Genomic DNA, 21,854 nt, shown 5'->3' on the forward strand with positions numbered 1-21,854 from the left:
ACCTCGGAGATCGACGATCGCTGATCCGAGCGGCACCCTACCCGCCAGTCTGCTCCCGGGTCAGCATCCTGCGGCGCACCAGCACGATGGGCAACGCACCCGCGACACCCAGTGCGCCCGGGGCGACGGCTGCCGCGGCGCTCAGTCCGGGCTGGTCGAAGGTGGCGGGCACCGGAAGCGTGGACCAGCGGCTGAACGGCCAGGCCACGACGACGGCCCGTCCTACGACCTCGTCGTTCTTGACCGTGCCGTTGCCGGGGAGTTCCTGGTGGTAGCGCGAGTCCAGCGAGTTCTGCCGGTTGTCACCCATGACCCAGATGCTGCCCTCGGGCACCTTGACCGGCCCGAACGGCTTGTCGTCGCACGGCGTGCTTCCGGGGTGGATGTACGACGTCTCGTCCAGCGGCTTGCCGTTGACGTGGACCTTGCCGCCCTTCTTGCACTCGACGGTGTCCCCGCCGACCCCGATGACCCGCTTGATCAGGTCCTTCTCCTCGGCGGACGGCATCAGTCCGATGAAGCTGAGGAACTTCTGCATCGCGTTGGGCTCGGGGGCCTGGGCGTCGTCCAGCCAGCCGCCCGGGTCGTGGAAGACGACGACCTCGCCGCGCTCGGGCTCCGAACCGAACCACGGCGTCAGCTTGTCGACCAGCACCCGGTCGCCGCGCTGCAGCGTGTTCATCATCGAGTCGGAGGGGATCGAGAACGCCTGCACCAGGAATGTCTTGATCAGCAGAGCGAGGAGCAGTGCGATACCGATCAGCAGGGGCAGTTCCTTCCAGAACGACCGGTGCGTCCTCACTGGGTCACCGTCACCCTCCGGGGAACCGCCTCCGGAGCCATCGCCGTCGGGGGAAGGCTCCGCCAACCGCTCCGGCCGCTCCTCGTGCTCGTCGTGTCCGGATCGTGCGTCGACCGCCAAATCCCCCACATCCACTCCTCACTCCGTGCAACCGCCGGCGCCGGAGGCGGCGCAGGCCCACCACTCCCATAACGAGCGGGAGTTCCGCAGGGCTCGGGAGCAGGACCATTCCGTTCAGATCCTGAGAGGACACACTATGCGACGGTCCGTGTGCCGTGGCCGTCCCGGCACGCGCATCGGGCACAGAGGCGTACGTTCCCCGCTCTTCCAGCTTGCTCCAGTGGTCGAACGGCCATGCGATGACGACCGCACGCCCGACGACCTCCTCCTCCGAGACCGTGCCGCGGTACTCCTCGTCGAGGTGGAAGCGCGAGTCGGCCGAATTCGACCGGTGGTCGCCCATGACGAAGAGCCGCCCGGCCGGGACCTGCACGTCGAACTTGAGTTTGGAGGGGGCGTTTCCGGGATGCAGATACGGCTCGTTCAGCGGTACGCCGTTGACCGTGACCCTGCCGCCCTGGTCGCAGCAGACCACGCGGTCGCCCCCGACCGCGACCACGCGCTTGATCAGATCCTGCTCGTCGTCGGACGGCAGCAGACCGATGAAGGTCAGCGCCTGCTTGACCTGCTTGACGACGACCGGGTCGTCCTTCTTGGGGGTCTGCTCCTCCCGCAGCCAGCCGCCGGGGTCCTTGAAGACCACGACGTCGCCTCGCTCCGGCTTCGAGCCGAACCACGGCGTCAGCTTGTCCACCAGCACCCGGTCGTCGATCTGGATCGTCTGTTCCATCGAGCCGGAGGGGATCACGAAGGCCTGGACGAGGAAGGTCTTGAGGACCAGCGCGATCAGCAGCGCCACGGTTATGAGCAGGGGTATCTCCTTGACGGCGGACCGCTGCCGCCGTCGCTTCACCTTCTTCGCCAGCCTGCGCCGCTCCGCGCGCCCCGGGAGGGGGCGGACGCCGTTGGTGGGGCGCGTGCCGGTGGGCAGCCGGGTGTCGGCCCGGTGGCTCGCACGCCGTCCGCGGTTACCCATGCGCACCGTCCGGTGCGCGTACGCCGTCGAAGGCGTCGGTGGGCTCCAGCGCGGACCAGCGGCCGACCGGCCAGCCGATCCAGCCCGCCCGTCCGATCACCTTGTCGAGGGGGACCACGCCGCCGCCCGGCTCTCCCAAGTGGTCCCGGGAGTCCCGGGACTTGCTGCGGTGGTCACCCATGACCCACAGGGTGCCTCGCGGTACGACGATGTCGAAGGGCACCCGGGACGGGGCGTCGCCGAAGTACACGTAGCGCTCTTCGACCGGCACGCCGTTCACTTCGACTCTTCCCCCCTCGTCGCAGCAGACCACGCGGTCGCCCCCGACGCCTACCACGCGCTTCACGAAGTCGGTCTCGACGGGCTCGGCCAGGCCCACGGCGGCGGCTGCCCCGTGCACCAGCCCGGTCACCGGATTCTCTTCGGGCGTTTCCCGGACGAAGGATCCGGTGCCGTCGAAGACGACCACGTCCCCACGCCGTGGCTCAGAACCGAAACGGTACGCCAACTTGTTGACCAGCACCCGGTCACCGACCTCCAGGGTCGGCTCCATGGAGGTGCTCGGGATCAGGAAGGGCTGCATCACGAAGTGGCTGAGCAGCAGGAGAAAGACCGCGCAGACGCCACCGAGCAGGCCGGCCCGCCGCCAGGAGAACTGCCGGGAAATGCGCGCGGAGCGCGACCCCTCTTCCAGCCGGGACTCATCGGTCTCCGGTGCGGAAGAGCGGTCGCGCTCCGTGTGCTGTGCTTCGGTGTCCATCGGGGCCAGATGCTATCCGGCCGCCATAAGAACCGTATGAGGCCGCAGCTGCGCGCGGGTGTGAGCCGTAGCTCAGTTCTCGCGCTTCTCCTTGATCTTCGCGGCCTTGCCGCGCAGCTCACGCAGGTAGTACAGCTTCGCGCGACGGACGTCACCGCGGGTGACGAGCTCGATCTTCTCGAAGATCGGGCTGTGCACCGGGAAGGTGCGCTCGACGCCGACGGAGAAGGAGACCTTGCGGACCGTGAAGGTCTCGCTGACGCCGGAGCCCTGGCGGCGGATGACGACACCCTTGAACTGCTGGATACGGGAGCGGTTGCCCTCGATGACGCGAACGTGGACGTTCACGGTGTCACCGGGACGGAACGCGGGGACGTCGGTCCGCAGCGAGGCGGTGTTGACGGCGTCGAGCAAGTGCGACATGTTCGTCTGCTTTCTTCGCCGATGCCACAGGTCATCAGCGGTACGTAGAGATGAGATGGGGGCCGCGGCGTCGGAGCGGGCGTCGTGTCCCCCTGTGGCAGGGGCGCACGCCGGACGTACGGCAGCGGCCTATTCTTCCACGGCCTCCGGCCTGCGCCAAAATCGGCCGTCGGGCGAGGGCGCCCAGCCGAGGATGGAGAGGATCTCGCGGTCCTTCTTGTCGAATGCCGACGGGTCGCAGCGCTCGATGAGGTCGGGCCGGTTCTGGACCGTACGGCGGAACGCCTCGTCCCGCCGCCACCGCGCGATCTTCCCGTGGTGCCCGCTGAGCAGGACGTCCGGGACGTCGCGGCCGCGCCACACCGGCGGCTTGGTGTAGACGGGCCCCTCCAGCAGGTTTGCCATGGCGCCGGGCGCAAAGGAGTCGTCTCGGTGCGACTCGGCGTTGCCGAGGACGCCCGGCAGCAGCCGCGCCACGGCCTCAGTGATGACCAGAACGGCCGCCTCGCCGCCGGCCAGGACGTAGTCCCCGATGGAGACCTCGTAGACCGGTATCCGGGTGGCGTACTCGTCCATCACGCGGCGGTCGATGCCCTCGTACCGGGCGGGGGTGAAGATCAGCCAGGGCCGCTCGGAAAGCTCGACGGCGAGCTCCTGGGTGAACGGACGGCCGCTGGGGGTCGGTACGACCAGCGCCGGCCCGTGCGCGCCCGTCTCGTACCCGTCCGCGAGCGCATCGTCCAGCGCGTCACCCCAGGGCTCGGTCTTCATGACCATGCCGGGGCCGCCGCCGTACGGGGTGTCGTCGACGGTGCTGTGCCGGTCGTACGTCCAGTTCCGCAGGTCGTGCACGTGGACGTCGAGCTGCCCGCGTGCCCGCGCCTTGCCGACGAGCGAGACGTTCAGCGGCTCCAGGTACTCGGGAAAGATCGTGACGACGTCGAGCCGCATCAGGACGCGTCCTCGTCACGGCTGGAATCGATCACGGCGCGGTCGTCGATGAGTCCCGGCGGCGGGTCGATGACAGCCTTCTGCTCCGCCAGGTCGATCTCGGTGACGATCTCCTCGACGAAGGGGATCATCACCTCGCTGCCGTCGGGCCGCTCCACGATGAACAGGTCCTGCGAGGGCAGATGCGAGATCTCCGTGATCCGCCCGACCTCGGTCCCGTCGGTGAGCACCACGTCCAGGTCCATCAGCTGGTGGTCGTAGTACTCGTCGGGCTCGTCCGGCAGCTCGTCCGGATCGACCTCGGCGATCAGCAGGGTGTTGCGCAGGGCCTCGGCGCCGTTGCGGTCCCGCACGCCTTCGAAGCGCAGCAGCAGCCTCCCGCTGTGCACCCGGCCGGACTCGATGGTCAGCGGTCCGGCGGAGGCCGGCTCGGTGGCCAGTACGGCCCCGGGTGCGAGCCTCAGTTCCGGCTCGTCGGTACGTACCTCGACGGTGACTTCGCCCTTGATGCCATGGGCACGGCCGATCCGCGCGACTACCAACTGCACGCTCAATGCTCCTGTCATACGACTCGGGCCGGGATGGGCCGCAGCCCACCCCGGCCCGTGCCGGTGATTCAACTTCTCAGTGGACCTGGTCCACATCGACGAGGTCGACACGGATACCACGACCGCCGATGGCGCCCACAACGGTGCGCAGGGCGCGCGCGGTGCGGCCGTTGCGGCCGATCACCTTACCGAGATCGTCGGGGTGCACCCGGACCTCCAGCACACGCCCACGGCGCAGAGTGCGCGAGGCCACGTGCACATCGTCCGGGTTGTCGACGATGCCCTTCACGAGGTGCTCGAGAGCCTCCTCGAGCATGCTCAGGCCTCGGTCGACTCGGCGGGAGCAGCCGACTCAGCAGCCTCGTCCGCCTTCTTCTCGGTCTTCTTCGCCTTCGGGGTGATGGCCTCACCCTTGGCGTCGTCGCCCTCGAGGGTCTTGGCGAAGGCCTCGAAGGAAGCGCGCTTGTCTTCCTTCGTCTCCGGCTGGAGCAGCGGCTTCTCCGGGGCCGGCAGGCCCTTGTGCTTCTGCCAGTCGCCGGTGAGCTTCAGGATCGCGAGAACCGGCTCGGTCGGCTGGGCGCCGACGGACAGCCAGTACTGCGCACGCTCCGAGTCGACCTCGATGCGCGACGGGTTGTACGTCGGGTGGTACAGACCGATCTCCTCGATGGCCCGGCCGTCACGGCGGGTACGGGAGTCGGCGACGACGATGCGGTAGTGAGGCGAACGGATCTTGCCCAGACGCTTCAGCTTGATCTTGACTGCCACGGGAGTGGGTTCTCCTGGTTTTGACGTGGTTGGGCACAACGAGATGCCGCGTGGGGTTGCGGACCCGATGGCCCGATGGACGCGTCAGCCGGAGGAGAGAGGGGTCCTGTGCGACTGTCGAGTACAGCTAGCCATTGTGCCACACGGATCCGGACCGTCCGACCCGTGCCCAGGTCGGCGCGAGGCCCCACTCCCGTGCGCGGCCGGGCGGCTCAGCTCGCCGCGGCCACCGCTTCCGGGATGCGGAACGGCTTCCCGCAGCCGCCGCAGACGATCGGCGCCTGGGCGAGGACCGACGGCACGACCCGGACGTTGCGACCGCACTCGCAGACGGCCTTCACCCGGACGCCGCCGCCGGACGAACCGTGCCGCGCGGCCGGGCCCCGGAAGGTCCGTTTGGTGTCGGAGGCCGTCGCGACCGTGTGCGCGGCGAGGGCGCGCTGCAGCCGCTCGATCGTCGGGCGATACCGCCGCTTCGCCTCGGGGTTGAGCGTGACCAGCGAGAAACCACTGCTCGGGTGCGGCTCCTCCGGGTGGTCCAGGCCCATCTCCTCGGCGATCGCCAGGAACCGGCGGTTGTGGTAGCGGCCGGCGCGCGAGGTGTCACGGACCCCTCGGGCGGCGGCGATGCCGTGGACTGCCTCGTGGAGCAGTCGCTCGAAGGAGAGCTCGTGACCGCAGGCGGACGAGGACTCTCCGATCAGGGACTCTGGCGCGGCAAGGTCAGGCAGCTCGGGGTGGTGCCGCTGAATGTCGGCCCACGCCTGTGCCAGCTCTGCGGCGAGAACAGGTGGTGTCGTGCTCACGTCGTGATAACGAGCCGGGCGGCTCGCGGGTTCCATTCCGGGGCATCCCAAATATTTTGCACGTACCCGTCAGTTGCCATTGATGCGTCCTGACGAGGGCGGGTGCGCTGATCTGCGGAGAAGCCTCACAGGTCACACCAAGCCGGTACGTAGCTACACGTCTACGAAGTAATGCCGAAGATGCACGCCCCGGCGCGTACCCCGGGACCGCACTCCGGGGCGCGGATGGCCCGAGGGGGCTCGTGGGACCTCGGAGGCGCCCCGCCCGGCCGCGACCCGCCGTCAGTAGGCCCGCGCGACGATCGCGAGCGTACCCGGGGCGTCGTCGGCGTCCGGCACCGACCCGTCCGCCGCGACCAGACACCGCACCGACACGGCCTGATCGGCGAGCACCGCCTCGCCCTCCGTGCCGAGTGCCGCCCAGGGGATACGCGCCCAGCCGCCCGCGACCGCGGCCTCGGCGGCCTCCTCGATCGTCGTCACATCGCTCGTACGGGCCTCTCGGCGTTCACGCGACTGGCGCAGCAGCAGCGCCTGGTCCTCCTCCAGCACCGTGGGCAGCAGACCGGCGAGCGACTCGATCGCGACGGGTTCCTTGCCACCGGGAATGCGGCGGGCCAGCATCGCCGTGCCGGCCTCCAGATCGCGCGGGCCGACCTCGATGCGTACCGGCACGCCCTTGAGCTCCCAGTCGACGGCCCGGCGGCCGAAGGGGGTGTCGGTGCGGTCGTCGACCTGGACGCGGACGCCCGCGGCCCTGAGCCGGTCGCCGATCTCGCGGACCTTGGCCAGCACCGCCTCGTCGCCCTTGATGGCGAGGACGACGGCCTGTACGGGCGCCAGGCGCGGCGGGACGCGCAGGCCGTTGTCGTCGCCGTGCGACATGATCAGGCCGCCGACCATCCGGGTGGAGGAGCCCCAGGAGGTCTGCCAGGCCAGCTCCTGCTTGCCGTCCTTCGACAGATAGGTGGTGTTGAAGGCCTTGGAGAAGTTGGTGCCGAGCTCATGGCTCGTGCCCATCTGGAGGGCCTTGCCGTCACCCATCATGCCCTCGAGCGTGAGGGTGTTGACGGCGCCGGCGAAGCGCTCCCTGGACGTCTTGCGGCCCAGCACCACATCGATACCGAGGACGTTCAGCATGAAGTCGGCGTAGACGTTCCGGTGGATGTGGGCGGCGTAGTCCCGGGCGTCCTCGTAGGTGGCGTGGGCGGTGTGGCCCTCCTGCCAGAGGAATTCGGTCGTGCGCAGGAAGACCCGGGGACGCATCTCCCAGCGGACCACGTTCGCCCACTGGTTGATCAGCAGCGGCAGATCGCGGTAGCTCTGGATCCACTTGGAGAAGTAGTCGTTGATGATCGTCTCGGAGGTGGGGCGGACGACGACCGGCTCCTCCAGCTCCTTGCCCCCGCCGTGCGTGACGACCGCGAGCTCCGGGGCGAAGCCCTCGACGTGCTCGGCCTCCTTCGTCAGGTACGACTGCGGGATGAAGAGGGGGAAGTACGCGTTGGACGCCCCGGCTTCCTTGATGCGGGCGTCCATCTCCTGCTGCATCCGTTCCCAGAGCCCGTACCCGTAGGGGCGGATCACCATCGTGCCGCGCACCGGGCCGTTGTCGGCGAGCTCGGCCTTGTTGATCAGGTCCTGGTACCAGCGAGGGAAGTCCTCCGCCTGCGGCGTGAGAACGGGTGCCTTTGCCATGGCGGGAATCGTAAGGGGGCCGCACTCTGGATGGGGAATCGTTCGGGGCGCGAGGGCGCACGACCGGGGCACGCGAGGCATTGCGGCGCGACCTCTGGACGTACGGACGGATGCGGAGTTCCCTGGCATACGGGGGGAGCACGAGCGCACGTACACGGGGGGCTGTCAATCAGGGCACAGCTGACCTCTCGGCGGATTGGGGCGCTTTTCGATGACACCTACGCTCGTCCGGCACCACTCCCGTACGGCCTCCGCTCCCCCGGCGGATCCCGCCGCACGCGCCCGCGACTGGGTCGAGATCCAGGAGCGGATGCTGGTGCCCCTCTACGAGGCGGTGTACGAGCACCTGGAGGTCGGCAAGGGCTCCCGGCTGTTGGGGCTCGGCTGCGGCTCCGGTCTTGCCCTGCTGATGGCCGCGGCGCGCGGGGCGATCGTCACCGGCGTCGACACGGACCGGTCCAGGATGGCGCTGGCCCGCGAGCGGCTGCTCGCGCCGGAGCCCGACCGGGCTGCCTCGTCCGCCGCGGCGGGGGCGCGACTGGTGGAGGGCGGTCCCGAGGCGGCGGCCGATCCCGCGCTCCCCCGGTTCAGCATGATCACGATTTTTCAGCCGATCGGGTGTACGGCAGGCGACTCCGAAGGACTCGTCCCCGCGTTGGAGGCGGCGGTTCCGCTGGCCGAGCGCGGCAGCCCGGTCGTACTGGCCGGCTGGGGCCCGCCGGAACGGTGCGCCACGTCGACGGTGCTGCGGGTCGCGAGCCGGCTCACCGAGCGGCTGCGCGCGGGCGGCGGCTGGCGTCCGACACGGCGGGACGACCTGGAGGACGTGGCGACCAGGGCGGGTCTCAAGCCGGACGGCTCCGGGCGGGTGGCGTGCCCCTTCGGCTACGCGGACCTGGAGAGCGCGGTGCGCGGGCTGCTGTCGACCGGGCTGTTCGACGCTGCGGTGCGGGCGACGGACCAGGCGCAGGTCGAGAAGGAGGTCACGGAGGCGCTGCACGCGCATGTACGGGCCGACGGGACGGTGTGGATGCCGAACGTCTTCCGCTACCTGATCGCCCGCACGCGGTAGGGGCGACGCTGCGTCGCAGGGCCCGAACCGACGGCAGGCTCCTGGACTCCGTACGGCCTCCGCCCATGTCCTCGGCCTCTCCCGGCGCTTCGCCTGGGACCCCCGGACGGGCTCCGGCGGACCCCGGCGGCGGCCGAAGCACGGGGTCCGGGTCCGAGTCCCGGCTCGGCGGGTACGGCCTACTCCGACTCGTCCTTGCTGAGGCGTGGGATGCCCGCCGCGCGGTATGCCGCGGGCTCCTCCAGGGTCTCGTTGGCGAGCAGGGCCTCCGCGAGAGCGTCCAGCCGGTCGCGGTTGTCGCGCAACTGGCGGCAGGCGCTCTCGTAGCACTCGTCGGCGATCCGGCGCATCTCGTGGTCGACGGCGTCCAGCGTCGCCGAGGCGGCCATGAGTCCGTACGGCTCCTGCGCGTCGCCGGGGATGGCGGTGAGCCGGCCCACGCGCTCGCTCATGCCCCAGCGGCCGACCATGCCCCGGACGAGGTGGGTGACCTGCTCCAGGTCGCTCTCCGAACCGGTCGTGACCACCCCGAAGACGACGTGCTCGGCTGCCATGCCGCCGAGCGCGCCGATGATGCGGCCGCGCAGATACTCCTCGGTGTACGCGTATCTGTCGGCGTCCGGGGTGGAGAGGGTGACGCCCAGCGCACGGCCGCGCGGCACGATCGTGACCTTCCGGACGGGGTCGGCACCGGGCTGGAGCATGCCGAGCAGTGCATGGCCGCTCTCGTGGTAAGCGGTCCTGCGGCGCTCCTCCTCCGGCATCACCAGCGGCCGCTCCGCACCGAGCTGCACCTTCTCCAGGGCGTCGGAGAGATCGCTCTGGGTGACCTCGCTCTGGCGGCGTTTGACCGCGAGCAGCGCGGCCTCGTTGGCGAGGTTGGCGAGTTCGGCGCCGGTCATTCCCGGTGTCGTGCGGGCCACCTGGGCGAGGTCGACGGTCTTGGCCAGCGGGATCTCCCGGGTGTGGATCTCCAGGATCGCCCGGCGGCCGCCCCGGTCGGGCGGGCTGACCTGCACGATGCGGTCGAAGCGCCCCGGCCGGGTGAGTGCGGGGTCGAGGACGTCGGCGCGGTTGGTGGCGGCGAGCACCACGACGCCCTCGGAGCCGGTGAAGCCGTCCATCTCGGTCAGGATCTGGTTGAGCGTCTGCTCGCGCTCGTCGTGGCCGCCGAGGCTCGCGCCGCCGCCACGCACCCTGCCGATGGTGTCGATCTCGTCGATGAAGACGATGGCCGGGGCGACCTTGCGGGCCTCGGCGAAGAGTTCCCGCACCCGCGAGGCGCCCACGCCCACGATCATCTCGATGAACTCGGAGGCGGACGCGGAGAAGAACGCCACTCCCGCCTCGCCCGCCACGGCCCGCGCGAGCAGGGTCTTTCCGGTGCCGGGCGGGCCCGCGAGGAGGACACCGCCGGGCATCCGGGCGCCCATGCTCCGGTATGCCTCCGGGTTCTTGAGGAAGTCGACGACATCGCTGAGCTCGCCCTCGACCTCGTCGATACCGGCCACGTCGTCGAAGGTGGTGCGTCTGCCGGCCGTCACCTCGACGGGTTTCGGCGGCGGCTTGCGACCGAGCGGCCCGCCGCCCACGCCCCCACCCATCCGCCGCGCGAGGAACACCCAGAGGAGCACGAGCAGCAGGAGCGGTGCGAGCGAGATCAGCAGGTTGACGAGAAAGCCGCGCTCGGCGACGACCGGCTCGGCCGTCACGGTGACACCCTTCCGGGTGAGCTGCTGCCAGAGGTTGTCGTCGGCGAAGGCGGGCCGCTGGGTGGTGAACTTGGTGTAGTCGCCGCCGCCCGGAAGCGCCTGTTCCCTCTTCAGCTCGCCCTGGATCGCGTCGCCCTTGGCGTAGATCTTGGTGACGTTCCCCGCCGTGACCTGCTTGCTGAACTCGGTGTACGAGATCGTCGGCTCATCGCTCTCCCCGAAGTACGACAGCGCCAGAAAGGCGATGAGAAAGACGAGCAGCGCGGCGAGGACCAGCCCCACCCAGCCGCCGGGCATCTTCCTCTTCGGCGGCGGGGGTGGCGGCGCACCCTCGGAGCGCCAGGGCTGGTCGGTGCGGTCGCGCGGGGGTACGGAATTGGCCACGCCTGCCCTCCTGCCCTCCTGCTCCGGTGATCTCGGGCCGGACTCTGCCCATGACCGCACAGATCCCGGCTCCCCGCCACCCAGGGCGTCACATGGCGGAGGGCCCCGCGGTCCGGTGACCGCGGGGCCCTCTTCACATGCTGTTCAGGCGCGTCAGCCCATGAACTTCTTGAACTCGTCCGGGAGCTCGAAGCCCTTGCCGCCGTCCGCTGCCGGAAGGCCGAACGCGCCGCCCTGGGCGGCCTGTTCACGGCGGGCCGCGGCCGCCTGCTCCTCGGCCTTGCGCTTCATCGGGTTACCGCTCTTGCGCTTGCCCTTGGCCTGCTTCTGCTGCTTCTTCTGGCGTCCGGGGCCACCGCCCATGCCCGGGATCCCGGGCATGCCCGGCATGCCGCCGCCCTGCGCCATGCGCGACATCATCTTGCGTGCCTCGAAGAACCGCTCGACCAGGTTCTTCACTGCGCTGACATCGACACCGGAGCCCTTGGCGATACGGGCGCGGCGCGAACCGTTGATGATCGTCGGCTCGTGGCGCTCGGCCGGGGTCATCGACTTGATGATCGCGGCCGTGCGGTCGACGTCACGCTCGTCGATGTTGTTGATCTGGTCCTTGATCTGACCCATGCCGGGCAGCATGCCGAGCAGCTTGGAGATGGAGCCCATCTTCCTGACCTGCTCCATCTGCGCCAGGAAGTCGTCGAGCGTGAAGTCCTTGCCCTTGCTGCTCGCCAGCTTGGAGGCCATCTTGGCGGCCTCTTCCTGGCTGAAGGTCTGCTCGGCCTTCTCGATGAGCGAGAGCATGTCGCCCATGCCGAGGATGCGGGACGCCATGCGGTCCGGGTGGAACGCGTCGAAGTCGTCGAGCTTCTCGCCGTTGGAGGCGAACATGATCTGCTTGCCGGTGACGTGCGCGATGGAGAGCGCGGCGCCACCGCGGGCGTCGCCGTCCAGCTTGGACAGCACCACACCGTCGAAGCCGACGCCGTCGCGGAAAGCCTCCGCCGTGTTGACGGCGTCCTGACCGATCATCGCGTCGACGACGAAGAGGACCTCGTCCGGGCCGACCGCGTCACGGATGTCCGCGGCCTGCTGCATCATCTCCTGGTCGATGCCGAGGCGGCCGGCGGTGTCGACGATGACGATGTCGTGGACCTTCGTCTTCGCGTACTCGATCGACTCCTTGGCGACCTGCACCGGGTCGCCCACGCCGTTGCCCGGCTGCGGGCCGAAGAAGGCGACGCCCGCGCGCTCGGCGACCACACCGAGCTGGGTGACGGCGTTGGGGCGCTGGAGGTCACAGGCGACGAGCAGCGGGGAGTGGCCCTGGCTCTTGAGCCAGAGACCGAGCTTTCCGGCCAGCGTCGTCTTACCGGCACCCTGCAGACCCGCGAGCATGATCACGGTCGGCGGCTGCTTGGAGAAGCGCAGCCGGCGGGTCTCGCCGCCGAGGATGCCGATGAGCTCCTCGTTGACGATCTTGATGACCTGCTGGGCCGGGTTCAGCGCCTGGGACACCTCGGAGCCCAGCGCGCGCTCCTTGACCTGCTTGATGAAGGCACGCACGACGGGCAGCGCCACGTCCGCCTCGAGCAGCGCGATACGGATCTCGCGCGCCGTGGCGTCGATGTCCGCCTCGGACAGGCGGCCCTTGCCCCGGAGGTTCTTGAATGTCGCTGCAAGGCGGTCGGAGAGGGTGTCGAACACGGCGGTCGCGGATCCTCAGGTCTCGGGGGCGGGCGGACAGATGTCTCCCAAGGGTATCCGCACGTGTGGGATGGGGTCTGCCCCCTGTCTCGGGGCCCGTCACCCGCGCAGGGTCGCTTCGAGCGTGCGAGCCACGTCAGCGGCCTCCCCGGACGGCAGCGGAGCCCCTTCGGGGCCTGTGACGTAGAACGCATCCACGGCATTGGCGCCGAGCGTGGACACATGTGCGCTGCGTACCCGGACCGCCGCGGATTCGAGGGCATGACCGATGCGGTGCAGCAGCCCGGGAGCGTCCTGGGCGCGGACCTCGATCACGGTGGCGAGCCGGGAGGCGGCCGGGGCGACGGTGACCCGGGGCGGCGGAGCCTGCGCGCCTCTCCGGCGCGGATAGGCGGCGTCCCGCTCGGCCAGTCTGGCGGGGATGTCCAGCGAGCCGTCGAGGGCGCGCACGAGATCGACGCGGAGCCGGGCGGCCTGCGGCAGCGAGCCGTACGCGGCCGCGACCCGCCAGTTCAGTACGAGTACGGCCCCGGGCCCCACCTCGCTGGGCAGCTCGACGGCGCGCAGGTCGGCCGCGCGGACGGTGAGCCGGTGCAGGGCGAGGACACCGGCGACGGCGGGCAGCACGCCCGGCTGGTCGGGCACGGCGATGAGCAGTTCCACGCCGACCGGTTCCGGTTCGCCCTCCGGCTGCGGGGTCTCGGCCTGCGCGTGCAGGGCGAGCACGGGTCCCCCCGTGCGCAGCGCCTCGATGGCGAGCCGCTCCTGCTCGGCGCTCGGGGCCGCGGGCTCCGGTTCGGCGGGAGCCTCGCCCGCGAGCACGCCGGCGACGCGTTTCACCAGGTCGGCGACGAGCGAGCCGCGCCAGGACGACCACGCGGCGGGCCCGGTGGCGAGCGCGTCGGCCTCGGTGAGGGCGTGCAGCAGCTCCAGAGTGCTCAGCGATCCGACGACCGAGGCGACCGATCGCACGGTCGCGGGGTCGTCGAGATCGCGCCGGGTCGCGGTCTCGATGAGCAGCAGGTGATGGCGTACGAGGGTGGCGATGACGCCCACATCGTGTTTGTCGAAGCCGATCCGGGTGGCGACGTCGCGGGCGATGGTCTCCCCGGCGACCGAGTGGTCGCCCGGCCAGCCCTTGCCGATGTCATGGAGCAGCGCCGCGACGAGCAGCAGGTCGGGGCGGCCGACGCGGCGGGTGAGGGCGGAGGCTCGGACGGCGGCCTCGACGAGGTGGCGGTCGACGGTCCAGGTGTGCACGGGGTTGCGCTGCGGCCGGCACCGCACGCGCTCCCAGTCCGGCAGCAGCCGGGTGATCAGACCCTCGGCCTCCAGGGCCTCCCACACGGCGACGGTGGACTCGCCGGCGCCGAGGAGGGTGACGAGCTCCTCCCGGGCGTCGGCGGGCCAGGGCACGGGCATCGGCTTGGCGGCCGCGGCGAGGTGGCGTACGGCGTGCAGGGAGACCGGCAGGCCGGACTGGGCCGCGGCGGCAGCCGCGCGCAGGGGCAGCACCGGGTCGCGCTCCGGCTTGGCGGTGCGGGCGAGGACGACCTCGCCGTCCATCTCGACGACACCCTCGGCGAGCGGGGTGCGCTCGGGCTCCGGACGCCGTCCGGCGCCGAGCATGGTGCGCAGGCGTGGCCGTACGGACCGGGCCTTGAGCACCCGGTTCACCTCGCGCCAGGTGACGTCGGAGGCGTACGAGACGGTCCGCGCGGCCTCGTACACCTGCCGCAGCAGTGCGTCGGCGTCCAGCAGGCCCAGTTCGCCGGCGACCTGTTCCTGTTCCTGGAGCGCGAGCCGGTCGGTGGCCCGGCCGGTCGTGAGGTGCAGCGCGTCGCGGGTGTCGAGGAGCACCCGGCGCGCCTCGGTGAGCCCTTCGCGGGGGGCGTCGGCGAGCCAGGACGCGGCGACGGCGCGCAGGGCGGTGGCGTCACGCAGCCCGCCGCGGGCCTCCTTGAGGTCCGGCTCCAGCAGGAACTGCAGCTCGCCCTGCCGTTCGGCCCGCTCACGGCAGAGCTCGTCGAGCTCCGGAAGACGTCTGGGCGCCTGGTTGCGCCAGTCGGCGAGGACGGCGGTACGCAGTCCGGCGACCAGCCCGAGGTCGCCGGCGACGGCGCGGGCGTCGAGCAGCCCGAGTTGCACCTTGAGGTCCTCACCTGCGGTTCCGCGGGCCTCGGCGGGGGTGCGGACGGAGTGGTCGAGAGCGAGGCCGAGGTCCCAGACCGGGTACCAGATCCGGTCGGCCAGGGACGCGATCGCTCCGGCGTCGGCGCTGCCGTCGTGGAGCAGGAGCAGATCGAGATCGCTGCGCGGGGACAGTTCCCCGCGTCCGTATCCGCCGACGGCGACAAGCGCGGCGCCGCGCACACCGGTGCTCTCCACCGCGGCGGTGAACAGCGCAGAGAGCCAGTGGTCGGTCAGCCGGGCCAGGGCGGCACGGCGCGGCGGCCCGGACTGCGCCTTCTCCTGGAGGAGGCGCAGCCGGGCCGCCGCGTAGCCGCTGGGTCCCGAGTCTTCGGTTTCCGTGGTCAGGTCGACGCTCGTCACCCAGCAACTCCTGTCTACAGCGCGTCCGGGCCGCGTTCGCCGGTCCGTACCCGGACCGCGGTCTCGACCGGCACGCTCCACACCTTGCCGTCTCCGATCTTGCCGGTCCTGGCGGCCTTCACCACCACGTCGATGAGCTGTTCGGCGTCATCGTCCTCGACCAGGACCTCGATACGGATCTTGGGGACGAGGTCGACGGTGTACTCGGCGCCGCGGTAGACCTCGGTGTGGCCGCGCTGCCGTCCGTAGCCGCTGGCCTCGGTGACCGTGAGCCCCTGGATTCCGAAGGCTTGCAAGGCCTCCTTGATCTCGTCCAGGCGGTGCGGCTTGACGACTGCGGTGATGAGCTTCATGCGTCCACCTTCTTGGTCTTCGGTGCTGCTGCCACGGTGTCGACGGGGGCGGGGGCTGCCTTGCGGGATCCGGCCCCGCCGCCCGCTCCGCTGAAGTCGTACGCGGTCTCGGCGTGCTCGACCTGGTCGATGCCGGAGATCTCGTCGTCCTCGGTGACCCGCATACCGATCGTCTTGTCGAGGACGAAGGCAAGGATCGCGGAGACGATCAGAGAGTAGGCGAGGACCGCGAAGACACCGACGGCCTGCTTGCCGAGCTGGTCGAATCCGCCGCCGTAGAAGAGGCCCTTGGCGTCGGACTGGACGCCGCCGGTGGCGAAGAAGCCGACCAGGAGGGAGCCGACGACACCGCCGACGAGGTGGACGCCGACCACGTCGAGCGAGTCGTCGTAGCCGAACTTGTACTTGAGGCCGACGGCCATGGCGCACAGCAGGCCGGCGATGGCGCCGATACCGATCGCGCCGAGCGGGGAGCAGGAGCCGCCGGACGGGGTGATGGCGACGAGGCCCGCGACCGCGCCGGAGGCGGCGCCGAGGGTGGTGAAGGAGCCGTGGCGGACCTTCTCGTAGGCGAGCCAGGCGAGCATCGCGGCGGCGGTGGCGACCTGGGTGTTGACGAACATGACCGCGCCGACGCCGTCGTCGTTGCCGAGCCAGGAGCCGGCGTTGAAGCCGAACCAGCCGAACCACAGCAGACCGGCGCCGAGCATCACCAGCGGCAGGCTGTGCGGACGCATCGGGTCCTTCTTGAAGCCGACGCGCTTGCCGATGACGAGGATCACGCCGAGCGCCGCGGCACCGGCGTTGATGTGGACGGCGGTACCGCCGGCGAAGTCGATGACGCCCAGCTCGAAGAGCCAGCCGCCCGCGCCCCAGACCCAGTGCGCGACCGGGAAGTAGACGACGGTGACCCACAGCGTGATGAACAGGACCCAGGCGGTGAACTTCACCCGGTCCGCCAGCGCGCCGCTGATCAGCGCGGGCGTGATGATCGCGAACATCAGCTGGAAGACGGCGAAGACGTACACCGGGATGGTGTAGCCGTCCCAGAGCTGGGTGATCCCGATGCCGCTGAGTCCGACGTAGTCGGAGGACCAGCCGATGAGGGAGCCGGAGTCGGTGCCGAAGGCGAGGCTGAAGCCGAACAGCACCCACAGGATCGTGACGATCCCGAGGCTGATGAAGCTCATCATCAGCATGTTGAGAGTGCTCTTGACGCGGACCATGCCTCCGTAGAAGAAGGCCAGGCCCGGTGTCATGAGCATCACCAGCGCGGAGCAGATGAGCATGAACCCGGTGTTGGCGGCAGACAGCGTAGGTGCGTCTGCGGCAAGCGTGATGCCTGGGGGCATCGGCGTCTCCTCGTCGTCGTACGGCCTGTGCGGGGCGGGAGCCTGTGCGGCTGGACAACCGGTTCGGCTGATCCGGTGCGGCTGCCTCTTGGAGTCGGCCGGTTATGCGCCATGAGGTTGGCGCGCCACGGTTTCCGCCGATGCCGCACGATGTTTCGCCGCAGTGACGAAGAGGTCGGGCGTGTTACGCGCCGATGAACTGGAGGGTCACGGGAACATCACGCGCGTACCCTCTGCGGACAGCGCGGGCGAGTACGCCGGCCGGTCGCGACGGTCACCCGACTGACCTGGCGTGGGGGGCCGAGTCGGGCTGTTCGGGGTGACCGTCGCGCCGGGGTCCCGGGGGACGGCCGGATCAGACCGCTTCGGCGGTCTCCGGCAGCTGCGCGGTGAGCAGATCGGTGAGATGGGCGACCTCGGCGATATCGCCGAAGTCCCTGGCCGCCGTGTCGACGGTCTTGCGCAGCCGGGTGTTGACCCGCTCGGAGCGGACCCGCTTGGCGATGTGCAGCGCCTGCTCGGCAAGGCGCGTGGACTGTTCGGGCTCCCTCTTCAGCAGATGCACCGTGGCCATGCCGATCAGGTTCAGTGCATACGAGCGCTGGTGCTCGTCGTCCTCGCCGAAGAGATCGACTGCACGCTCCATGACGGGCTCGGCGAGCGAGGCGTACGTGGGGCTGCGGCCTGCGACATAGGCGAGGTCGCGGTACGAGTGGGCGTTCTCCCCGTTGAGCTCGGCCTCGGAGAAGAAGCGGATCCAGTCGGGCTCGGGCTCGTCGGCTTCGAGCGCGTCGGCGAAGGTGTCCTCGGCCATGCGGACGGCCCGCTTGGTCTTGCTGGGCTGGCCCATGTTCGCGTACGCGCGGGCCTCCATCGCATACAGCATCGACTGGGTGCGCGGGGTCGCGCAGTCGCGGCTGCCGTACTGCGCGAGATGGATGAGCTCCAGGGCGTCGTCGGGCCGGCCGAGGTGGATCATCTGGCGGCTCATGGAGGAGAGGATGTACGAGCCGAGCGGCTTGTCCCCGGCCTCCTTGGCGGCGTGCAGCGCCAGGACGAAGTACTTCTGAGCGGTGGGCTGCAGGCCCACGTCGTAGCTCATCCAGCCTGCCAGCTCGGCCAGTTCGGCGGAGCACCTGTACAGCCGCCTGGCGGTGGCCTCGGGCTGTGACTCCTGAAGCAGGTCGGTCACTTCGTGGAGCTGTCCGACGACCGCTTTGCGGCGCAGTCCGCCGCCGCACTGGGCGTCCCACTGGCGGAACATCGCGGTGGTGGACTCCAGCAGGTCCAGCTCCGGCTTGGAGAGCCGGGAGGGGCGGCGGGCGGCCGCGGCGGACTCCCGGGGCCCCGGGTCCGCGGGCGGGGCAGGCACGAGCCAGCGCTGCATCGGCTCGATGAGGGCGGGCCCGGCGGACAGCGCGAGCGAGGTCCCGAGGAAGCCGCGCCGGGCCAGCATCAGATCGCTGCGCGAGAACTCGCTGAGCAGGGCGACGGTCTGCGGTCCCGCCCAGGGGAGATCGACTCCGGACACCGAGGGTGACTGGTGTGCCGTGCGCAGCCCGAGGTCCTCGATGGCGACGACGCTGCCGAACCGCTCGGAGAACAGCTCGCTGAGGATGCGCGGGATCGGCTCGCGCGGCTGCTCGCCGTCGAGCCACCTGCGTACTCGCGAAGTGTCTGTGCTGATGTGGTGCGCGCCCATCTGGCGTGCCCTGCGGTTCACTTGCCGTGCGAGCTCGCCCTTCGACCAGCCGCTGCGCAGGAACCACGAGCCCAGCTGCTCGTTCGGGCGCTTGCCGGCGTTCGTACCGCCTGCGCCGCTGCCGTCCACTGGAACGCCCCCATCCACTGATGTTTCCGATGCGCGAACCCGTATCAGAATGCCGCGAGTTACGGCCCTGTGTCTGGATGTCGCGACCCATCGAACGAGAAACCGAGTTGCCTCAGGCATACCCACGGGCGCGAAGAATTCCCCGGGTTCGTGTACTGAAAGTAATCCTACGATCACGGGTGCTGCCATGGCGATTCCAGAAACGCCACCATTCGCCACCCCTGCACATGAACCCGCCTGAGGCCAGGCGCGATTCACTTGACCTACGACAATCAGGAAGCGGATGGAGCGTTGCGCACCAGGGCGCGCGGCCCCGGACGCACCACCCGGAGCGACACTGTGCGCCGGCGAGGTGGAACGACGGCGACGGTGTGTGACCGGCAGACTCCAAGTCGTAACCACCGGCGAGCTTCACACGTTGGAGGGGGCATGGGCTTCACGATCGGCGGCAGCCGGGGGGTCCGGGAGATCCGGCCCGGCTCACGGCGTCGCAGCCGCGCGACAGAGTGCACAGCGGTGGCCGAGTACACAGGGCTGTGGGGCTGGGACGTCGCCCCGGGCGCGAGGGCGTCGGCCGGCCGGTGCTCCTGCGGTGACTCCTCGTGCACAGCTCCGGGGGCGCATCCGCTGGACTTGTCCGAGGTGCCGGCGGGCGCCACGCTCGACGAGGTGACGAAGACATGGGCGGAGGTGCCGGGAGCCTCGATCCTGCTGCCCGTGGGCCGCGGCTTCGACATCCTGGACGTCGCCGAGCCGGCCGGGCTGCGCGCCCTCGTCCGGCTGGAGCGGATGGGCCTCCCACTGGGCCCCGTGAGCGCGACGCCGACGGGCCGCGCCCAGTTCTTCGTGGCCCCCGGGGCAGCGTCCGAACTCCCCGAGCTCCTGTACCGCATGGGCTGGGACGACGCGGACCTCGACCTCCACTGCCTGGGCCGCGGCGCGCACATCACGGCCCCGCCCTCCGACCACGCCGGCCTGGGCCCTGCCCGCTGGCTCCGCCCCCCGACCCTCGACACCGCGTGCGCCCCACCCCAGGCCCGCCTCCTGCTGGGCACCCTGGCGTACATCTGCCACCGCTCGACAGCGGTGTGACCCTCCCACCCGTCCGCCCGTGAACGCGGGGGTGCGCGGCACCCCACGCCCCTCGGCCGCGAACCCCGCGGGCAGCGCAACGTCTCGGCCCCCGCCGCACTACGTGCAGCGGGGGCCGAGGGGCAGGGGCCCGGAGGTCTCCCCGGCCATCTCCCTAGTGCCGTGACCGGCAATGTTTGCGCGACAGGGCAAAGCTTGCCGGGAGGGACACTAGTCTCCGATCAGGGCGTCGACGAACGCTTCCGGTTCGAACGGCGCCAGGTCGTCCGGACCCTCGCCGAGGCCGACGAGTTTGACCGGAACGCCGAGTTCACGCTGGACGGCGACGACGATGCCACCCTTGGCGGTGCCGTCGAGCTTGGTGAGGACGATGCCGGTGATGTCGACCACCTCGGCGAAGACGCGGGCCTGGACGAGGCCGTTCTGACCGGTCGTGGCGTCGAGGACGAGGAGGACCTCGTCCAGTGGGCCGTGCTTCTCGACGACGCGCTTGACCTTGCCGAGCTCGTCCATGAGGCCCGTCTTCGTGTGCAGCCGGCCCGCCGTGTCGATGAGGACGACGTCCGCGCCCTCCGCGATGCCCTCCTTGACCGCGTCGTACGCGACCGAGGCCGGGTCCCCGTTCTCCGGACCGCGGACCGTGCGTGCGCCGACCCGGTCGCCCCAGGTCTGCAGCTGATCCGTCGCGGCGGCGCGGAACGTGTCGGCCGCGCCGAGGACCACCGACTTGCCGTCGGCGACCAGCACCCGCGCCAGCTTGCCCGTCGTCGTGGTCTTGCCGGTGCCGTTGACGCCGACGACCATGACGATGCCCGGGGTGTCCAGATCGCTCTCCGTGTTCACCACCCGGTCGAAGTCGGTGCCGACGAGGTTCAGCAGCTCATCGCGGAGCAGCCGCCGCAGCTCCTGCGGCGTACGCGTCCCCAGCACCTTCACGCGCTCACGCAGGTGCTCCACCAGCTCCTGCGTCGGCGCGACACCGACGTCCGCGGTGAGGAGCGTGTCCTCGATCTCCTCCCACGTCTCGTCGTCGAGATGCTCCCGCGACAACAGTGTGAGCAGACCCTTGCCCAGCGTGTTCTGCGAGCGGGCCAGCCGCGCACGCAGCCGCACGAGACGGCCCGCGGTCGGCTCCGGGATCTCGATCGCGGGAGCCTCCGGCTCCGCGACGACCGGGTCCTCGACGGCGGCCGGGGTCTCGACGGCCTCCTCCGCCGTGGGGAGGTCGACCTCCTCGATGGTGCGGCGTGGTTCTTCCCGCGGTGTCTCCGCCTCCTCGCCGACATGCGGCTCGGCGGGCGGAGCTGTGATGGTCGGCGTGCTGGACGGCGCCGAGGGCGGCAGCTGCTTCTTCTTGCGGCTGCTGACCACGAGCCCGCTGATCACGCCGACCGCGACCAGAGCGATGACTACAGCAAGGATGACGAATTCCATAACGTGTCCAGTATGGCGTGACCTGCCGCCTGACCATTCGCTCTCCTGGCAGGGGGCGCCGGTCCCTGCGGGCCGGGCTGGTCCGCCGCCCGGCCTTGTGTCGGCGAGAAGCCCGTGAGGGCGGAGTCACAACCCACCCGGTATCGGAGACCCGAACCGGAACCCCGGAACCGAACCGTACGGGTCAGTCCGGTGCGCACAGCGCACCCGGGGTCGGCTCGGCCCATGTCGTCGGCTGAGCCGATCGCCGGCGCAGCGTGCTGCTGCTGCTCACCATGGGCGCGGGCCTGATCGTCTTCAACGGCCTCAACCTCTGGCAGGTCCTGGTCGTCGGACTCACGGCGCCCGTCCTCTCGTACGGGATCATCGGCCTCGTCTCGCTCGCCCGAAAGCGCGGGGGCTCCCCCGGTACGGCGCTCTCCCGCGCGATCTTCGGCCGGCGCGGCAATCTCCTCCCCCGTTCCCTCATCCGGGTGGCCCGCCGGGGCTAGTGCCGCGACCGGCAATGTTTGCCC

At 70.5% G+C, this 21,854-nt stretch carries 19 protein-coding genes and 1 pseudogene; 3 read left to right on the plus strand and 17 right to left on the minus strand.

What is annotated here, in order from left to right; all coding sequences use genetic code 11:
- Window positions 1–37 precede the first annotated feature (37 nt).
- The 10 genes from lepB (ACZ6ZQ_RS22980) to proS all read right to left on the minus strand — a co-directional run bounded on the left by lepB (ACZ6ZQ_RS22980) (window position 38) and on the right by proS (window position 7,852).
- A complete protein-coding gene (lepB, locus tag ACZ6ZQ_RS22980) occupies window positions 38–922 on the minus strand; it encodes a signal peptidase I (RefSeq protein WP_469770425.1) in 885 nt (294 codons plus the stop codon).
- Entirely contained in the window at window positions 813–1,898 is a 1,086-nt protein-coding gene (gene lepB / locus ACZ6ZQ_RS22985) for a signal peptidase I (RefSeq protein WP_469770374.1), read from the minus strand. The genes lepB (ACZ6ZQ_RS22980) and lepB (ACZ6ZQ_RS22985) overlap by 110 nt, the downstream gene beginning before the upstream one ends.
- Window positions 1,891–2,658, minus strand: coding sequence for a signal peptidase I (lepB, locus tag ACZ6ZQ_RS22990; protein WP_469770375.1), 768 nt, complete (start codon window positions 2,656–2,658; stop codon window positions 1,891–1,893). The genes lepB (ACZ6ZQ_RS22985) and lepB (ACZ6ZQ_RS22990) overlap by 8 nt, the downstream gene beginning before the upstream one ends.
- Window positions 2,659–2,730: 72 nt before the next feature.
- Entirely contained in the window at window positions 2,731–3,081 is a 351-nt protein-coding gene (gene rplS / locus ACZ6ZQ_RS22995; protein WP_453659122.1) for a 50S ribosomal protein L19, read from the minus strand.
- A gap of 129 nt (window positions 3,082–3,210) precedes the next feature.
- Complete coding sequence (gene trmD / locus ACZ6ZQ_RS23000; protein WP_469770376.1) at window positions 3,211–4,032, minus strand: tRNA (guanosine(37)-N1)-methyltransferase TrmD; 822 nt, start codon at window positions 4,030–4,032, stop codon at window positions 3,211–3,213.
- Window positions 4,032–4,580, minus strand: a complete 549-nt coding sequence (gene rimM / locus ACZ6ZQ_RS23005; protein WP_469770377.1) for a ribosome maturation factor RimM — start codon at window positions 4,578–4,580, stop codon at window positions 4,032–4,034. Before rimM ends, trmD begins: the two co-directional genes overlap by 1 nt.
- A gap of 76 nt (window positions 4,581–4,656) precedes the next feature.
- Window positions 4,657–4,896, minus strand: a complete 240-nt coding sequence (locus tag ACZ6ZQ_RS23010; RefSeq protein WP_453659125.1) for an RNA-binding protein — start codon at window positions 4,894–4,896, stop codon at window positions 4,657–4,659.
- A 2-nt stretch (window positions 4,897–4,898) separates the two neighbouring features.
- Complete coding sequence (rpsP, locus tag ACZ6ZQ_RS23015; protein WP_469770378.1) at window positions 4,899–5,348, minus strand: 30S ribosomal protein S16; 450 nt, start codon at window positions 5,346–5,348, stop codon at window positions 4,899–4,901.
- A gap of 212 nt (window positions 5,349–5,560) precedes the next feature.
- Complete coding sequence (locus tag ACZ6ZQ_RS23020; protein WP_453659127.1) at window positions 5,561–6,190, minus strand: hypothetical protein; 630 nt, start codon at window positions 6,188–6,190, stop codon at window positions 5,561–5,563.
- A 246-nt stretch (window positions 6,191–6,436) separates the two neighbouring features.
- Window positions 6,437–7,852 (minus strand): proline--tRNA ligase, encoded by a 1,416-nt coding sequence (gene proS, locus ACZ6ZQ_RS23025; RefSeq protein ID WP_469770379.1) that lies wholly within the window; start codon window positions 7,850–7,852, stop codon window positions 6,437–6,439.
- Window positions 7,853–8,063: 211 nt separating this feature from the next.
- On the opposite strand from proS, the gene ACZ6ZQ_RS23030 reads away from it, so the two are divergent.
- Window positions 8,064–8,924, plus strand: a complete 861-nt coding sequence (locus tag ACZ6ZQ_RS23030) for an SAM-dependent methyltransferase (protein ID WP_469770380.1) — start codon at window positions 8,064–8,066, stop codon at window positions 8,922–8,924.
- A 179-nt stretch (window positions 8,925–9,103) separates the two neighbouring features.
- On the opposite strand, the gene ftsH is transcribed toward ACZ6ZQ_RS23030, so the two are convergent.
- The 6 genes from ftsH to nsdA all read right to left on the minus strand — a co-directional run bounded on the left by ftsH (window position 9,104) and on the right by nsdA (window position 18,813).
- Window positions 9,104–11,020: an ATP-dependent zinc metalloprotease FtsH gene (ftsH, locus tag ACZ6ZQ_RS23035; protein WP_469770381.1), complete on the minus strand. Its 1,917-nt coding sequence runs from the start codon at window positions 11,018–11,020 to the stop codon at window positions 9,104–9,106.
- Between the two features lie 153 nt (window positions 11,021–11,173).
- A complete protein-coding gene (gene ffh, locus ACZ6ZQ_RS23040) occupies window positions 11,174–12,724 on the minus strand; it encodes a signal recognition particle protein (RefSeq protein ID WP_469770382.1) in 1,551 nt (516 codons plus the stop codon).
- Window positions 12,725–12,823: 99 nt separating this feature from the next.
- A complete protein-coding gene (locus tag ACZ6ZQ_RS23045) occupies window positions 12,824–15,277 on the minus strand; it encodes a [protein-PII] uridylyltransferase (protein WP_469770383.1) in 2,454 nt (817 codons plus the stop codon).
- 14 nt (window positions 15,278–15,291) lie between these two features.
- Window positions 15,292–15,630 carry a P-II family nitrogen regulator gene (locus ACZ6ZQ_RS23050; protein WP_242330074.1) on the minus strand — a complete coding sequence of 113 codons (339 nt, stop codon included), beginning with the start codon at window positions 15,628–15,630 and terminating at the stop codon, window positions 15,292–15,294.
- Entirely contained in the window at window positions 15,627–16,982 is a 1,356-nt protein-coding gene (locus ACZ6ZQ_RS23055) for an ammonium transporter (protein WP_469770384.1), read from the minus strand. Before ACZ6ZQ_RS23055 ends, ACZ6ZQ_RS23050 begins: the two co-directional genes overlap by 4 nt.
- A 355-nt stretch (window positions 16,983–17,337) precedes the next feature.
- Window positions 17,338–18,813, minus strand: a complete 1,476-nt coding sequence (nsdA, locus tag ACZ6ZQ_RS23060; RefSeq protein WP_469770385.1) for a transcriptional repressor NsdA — start codon at window positions 18,811–18,813, stop codon at window positions 17,338–17,340.
- A 429-nt stretch (window positions 18,814–19,242) separates the two neighbouring features.
- Between nsdA and ACZ6ZQ_RS23065 the strand changes: the two genes are divergently transcribed.
- On the plus strand, window positions 19,243–19,905 hold the full coding sequence (locus ACZ6ZQ_RS23065) for a bifunctional DNA primase/polymerase (RefSeq protein ID WP_469770386.1): 663 nt from the start codon (window positions 19,243–19,245) through the stop codon (window positions 19,903–19,905).
- A 210-nt stretch (window positions 19,906–20,115) separates the two neighbouring features.
- On the opposite strand, the gene ftsY is transcribed toward ACZ6ZQ_RS23065, so the two are convergent.
- Window positions 20,116–21,339 carry a signal recognition particle-docking protein FtsY gene (ftsY, locus tag ACZ6ZQ_RS23070; protein WP_469770387.1) on the minus strand — a complete coding sequence of 408 codons (1,224 nt, stop codon included), beginning with the start codon at window positions 21,337–21,339 and terminating at the stop codon, window positions 20,116–20,118.
- Between the two features lie 260 nt (window positions 21,340–21,599).
- Between ftsY and ACZ6ZQ_RS23075 the strand changes: the two are divergent.
- A pseudogene (locus ACZ6ZQ_RS23075) lies at window positions 21,600–21,827 on the plus strand (cytosine permease); the annotation flags it as partial.
- Window positions 21,828–21,854: the final 27 nt, after the last annotated feature.

Source organism: Streptomyces sp. NPDC053673, from assembly GCF_055585225.1.

Bases quoted from the DNA above. Each gene is read 5' to 3' on its own strand.
- proS (WP_469770379.1), bottom strand. From the start codon at position 7,852: ATGGCAAAGGCACCCGTTCTCACGCCGCAGGCGGAGGACTTCCCTCGC.
- ftsY (WP_469770387.1), bottom strand. From the start codon at position 21,339: ATGGAATTCGTCATCCTTGCTGTAGTCATCGCTCTGGTCGCGGTCGGC.
- trmD (WP_469770376.1), bottom strand. From the start codon at position 4,032: ATGCGGCTCGACGTCGTCACGATCTTTCCCGAGTACCTGGAGCCGCTG.
- ACZ6ZQ_RS23050 (WP_242330074.1), bottom strand. From the start codon at position 15,630: ATGAAGCTCATCACCGCAGTCGTCAAGCCGCACCGCCTGGACGAGATC.
- ACZ6ZQ_RS23065 (WP_469770386.1), top strand. From the start codon at position 19,243: ATGGGCTTCACGATCGGCGGCAGCCGGGGGGTCCGGGAGATCCGGCCC.
- lepB (WP_469770375.1), bottom strand. From the start codon at position 2,658: ATGGACACCGAAGCACAGCACACGGAGCGCGACCGCTCTTCCGCACCG.
- ACZ6ZQ_RS23055 (WP_469770384.1), bottom strand. From the start codon at position 16,982: ATGCCCCCAGGCATCACGCTTGCCGCAGACGCACCTACGCTGTCTGCC.
- ACZ6ZQ_RS23010 (WP_453659125.1), bottom strand. From the start codon at position 4,896: ATGCTCGAGGAGGCTCTCGAGCACCTCGTGAAGGGCATCGTCGACAAC.
- rplS (WP_453659122.1), bottom strand. From the start codon at position 3,081: ATGTCGCACTTGCTCGACGCCGTCAACACCGCCTCGCTGCGGACCGAC.
- ACZ6ZQ_RS23030 (WP_469770380.1), top strand. From the start codon at position 8,064: ATGACACCTACGCTCGTCCGGCACCACTCCCGTACGGCCTCCGCTCCC.
- lepB (WP_469770374.1), bottom strand. From the start codon at position 1,898: ATGGGTAACCGCGGACGGCGTGCGAGCCACCGGGCCGACACCCGGCTG.
- ACZ6ZQ_RS23020 (WP_453659127.1), bottom strand. From the start codon at position 6,190: ATGGAACCCGCGAGCCGCCCGGCTCGTTATCACGACGTGAGCACGACA.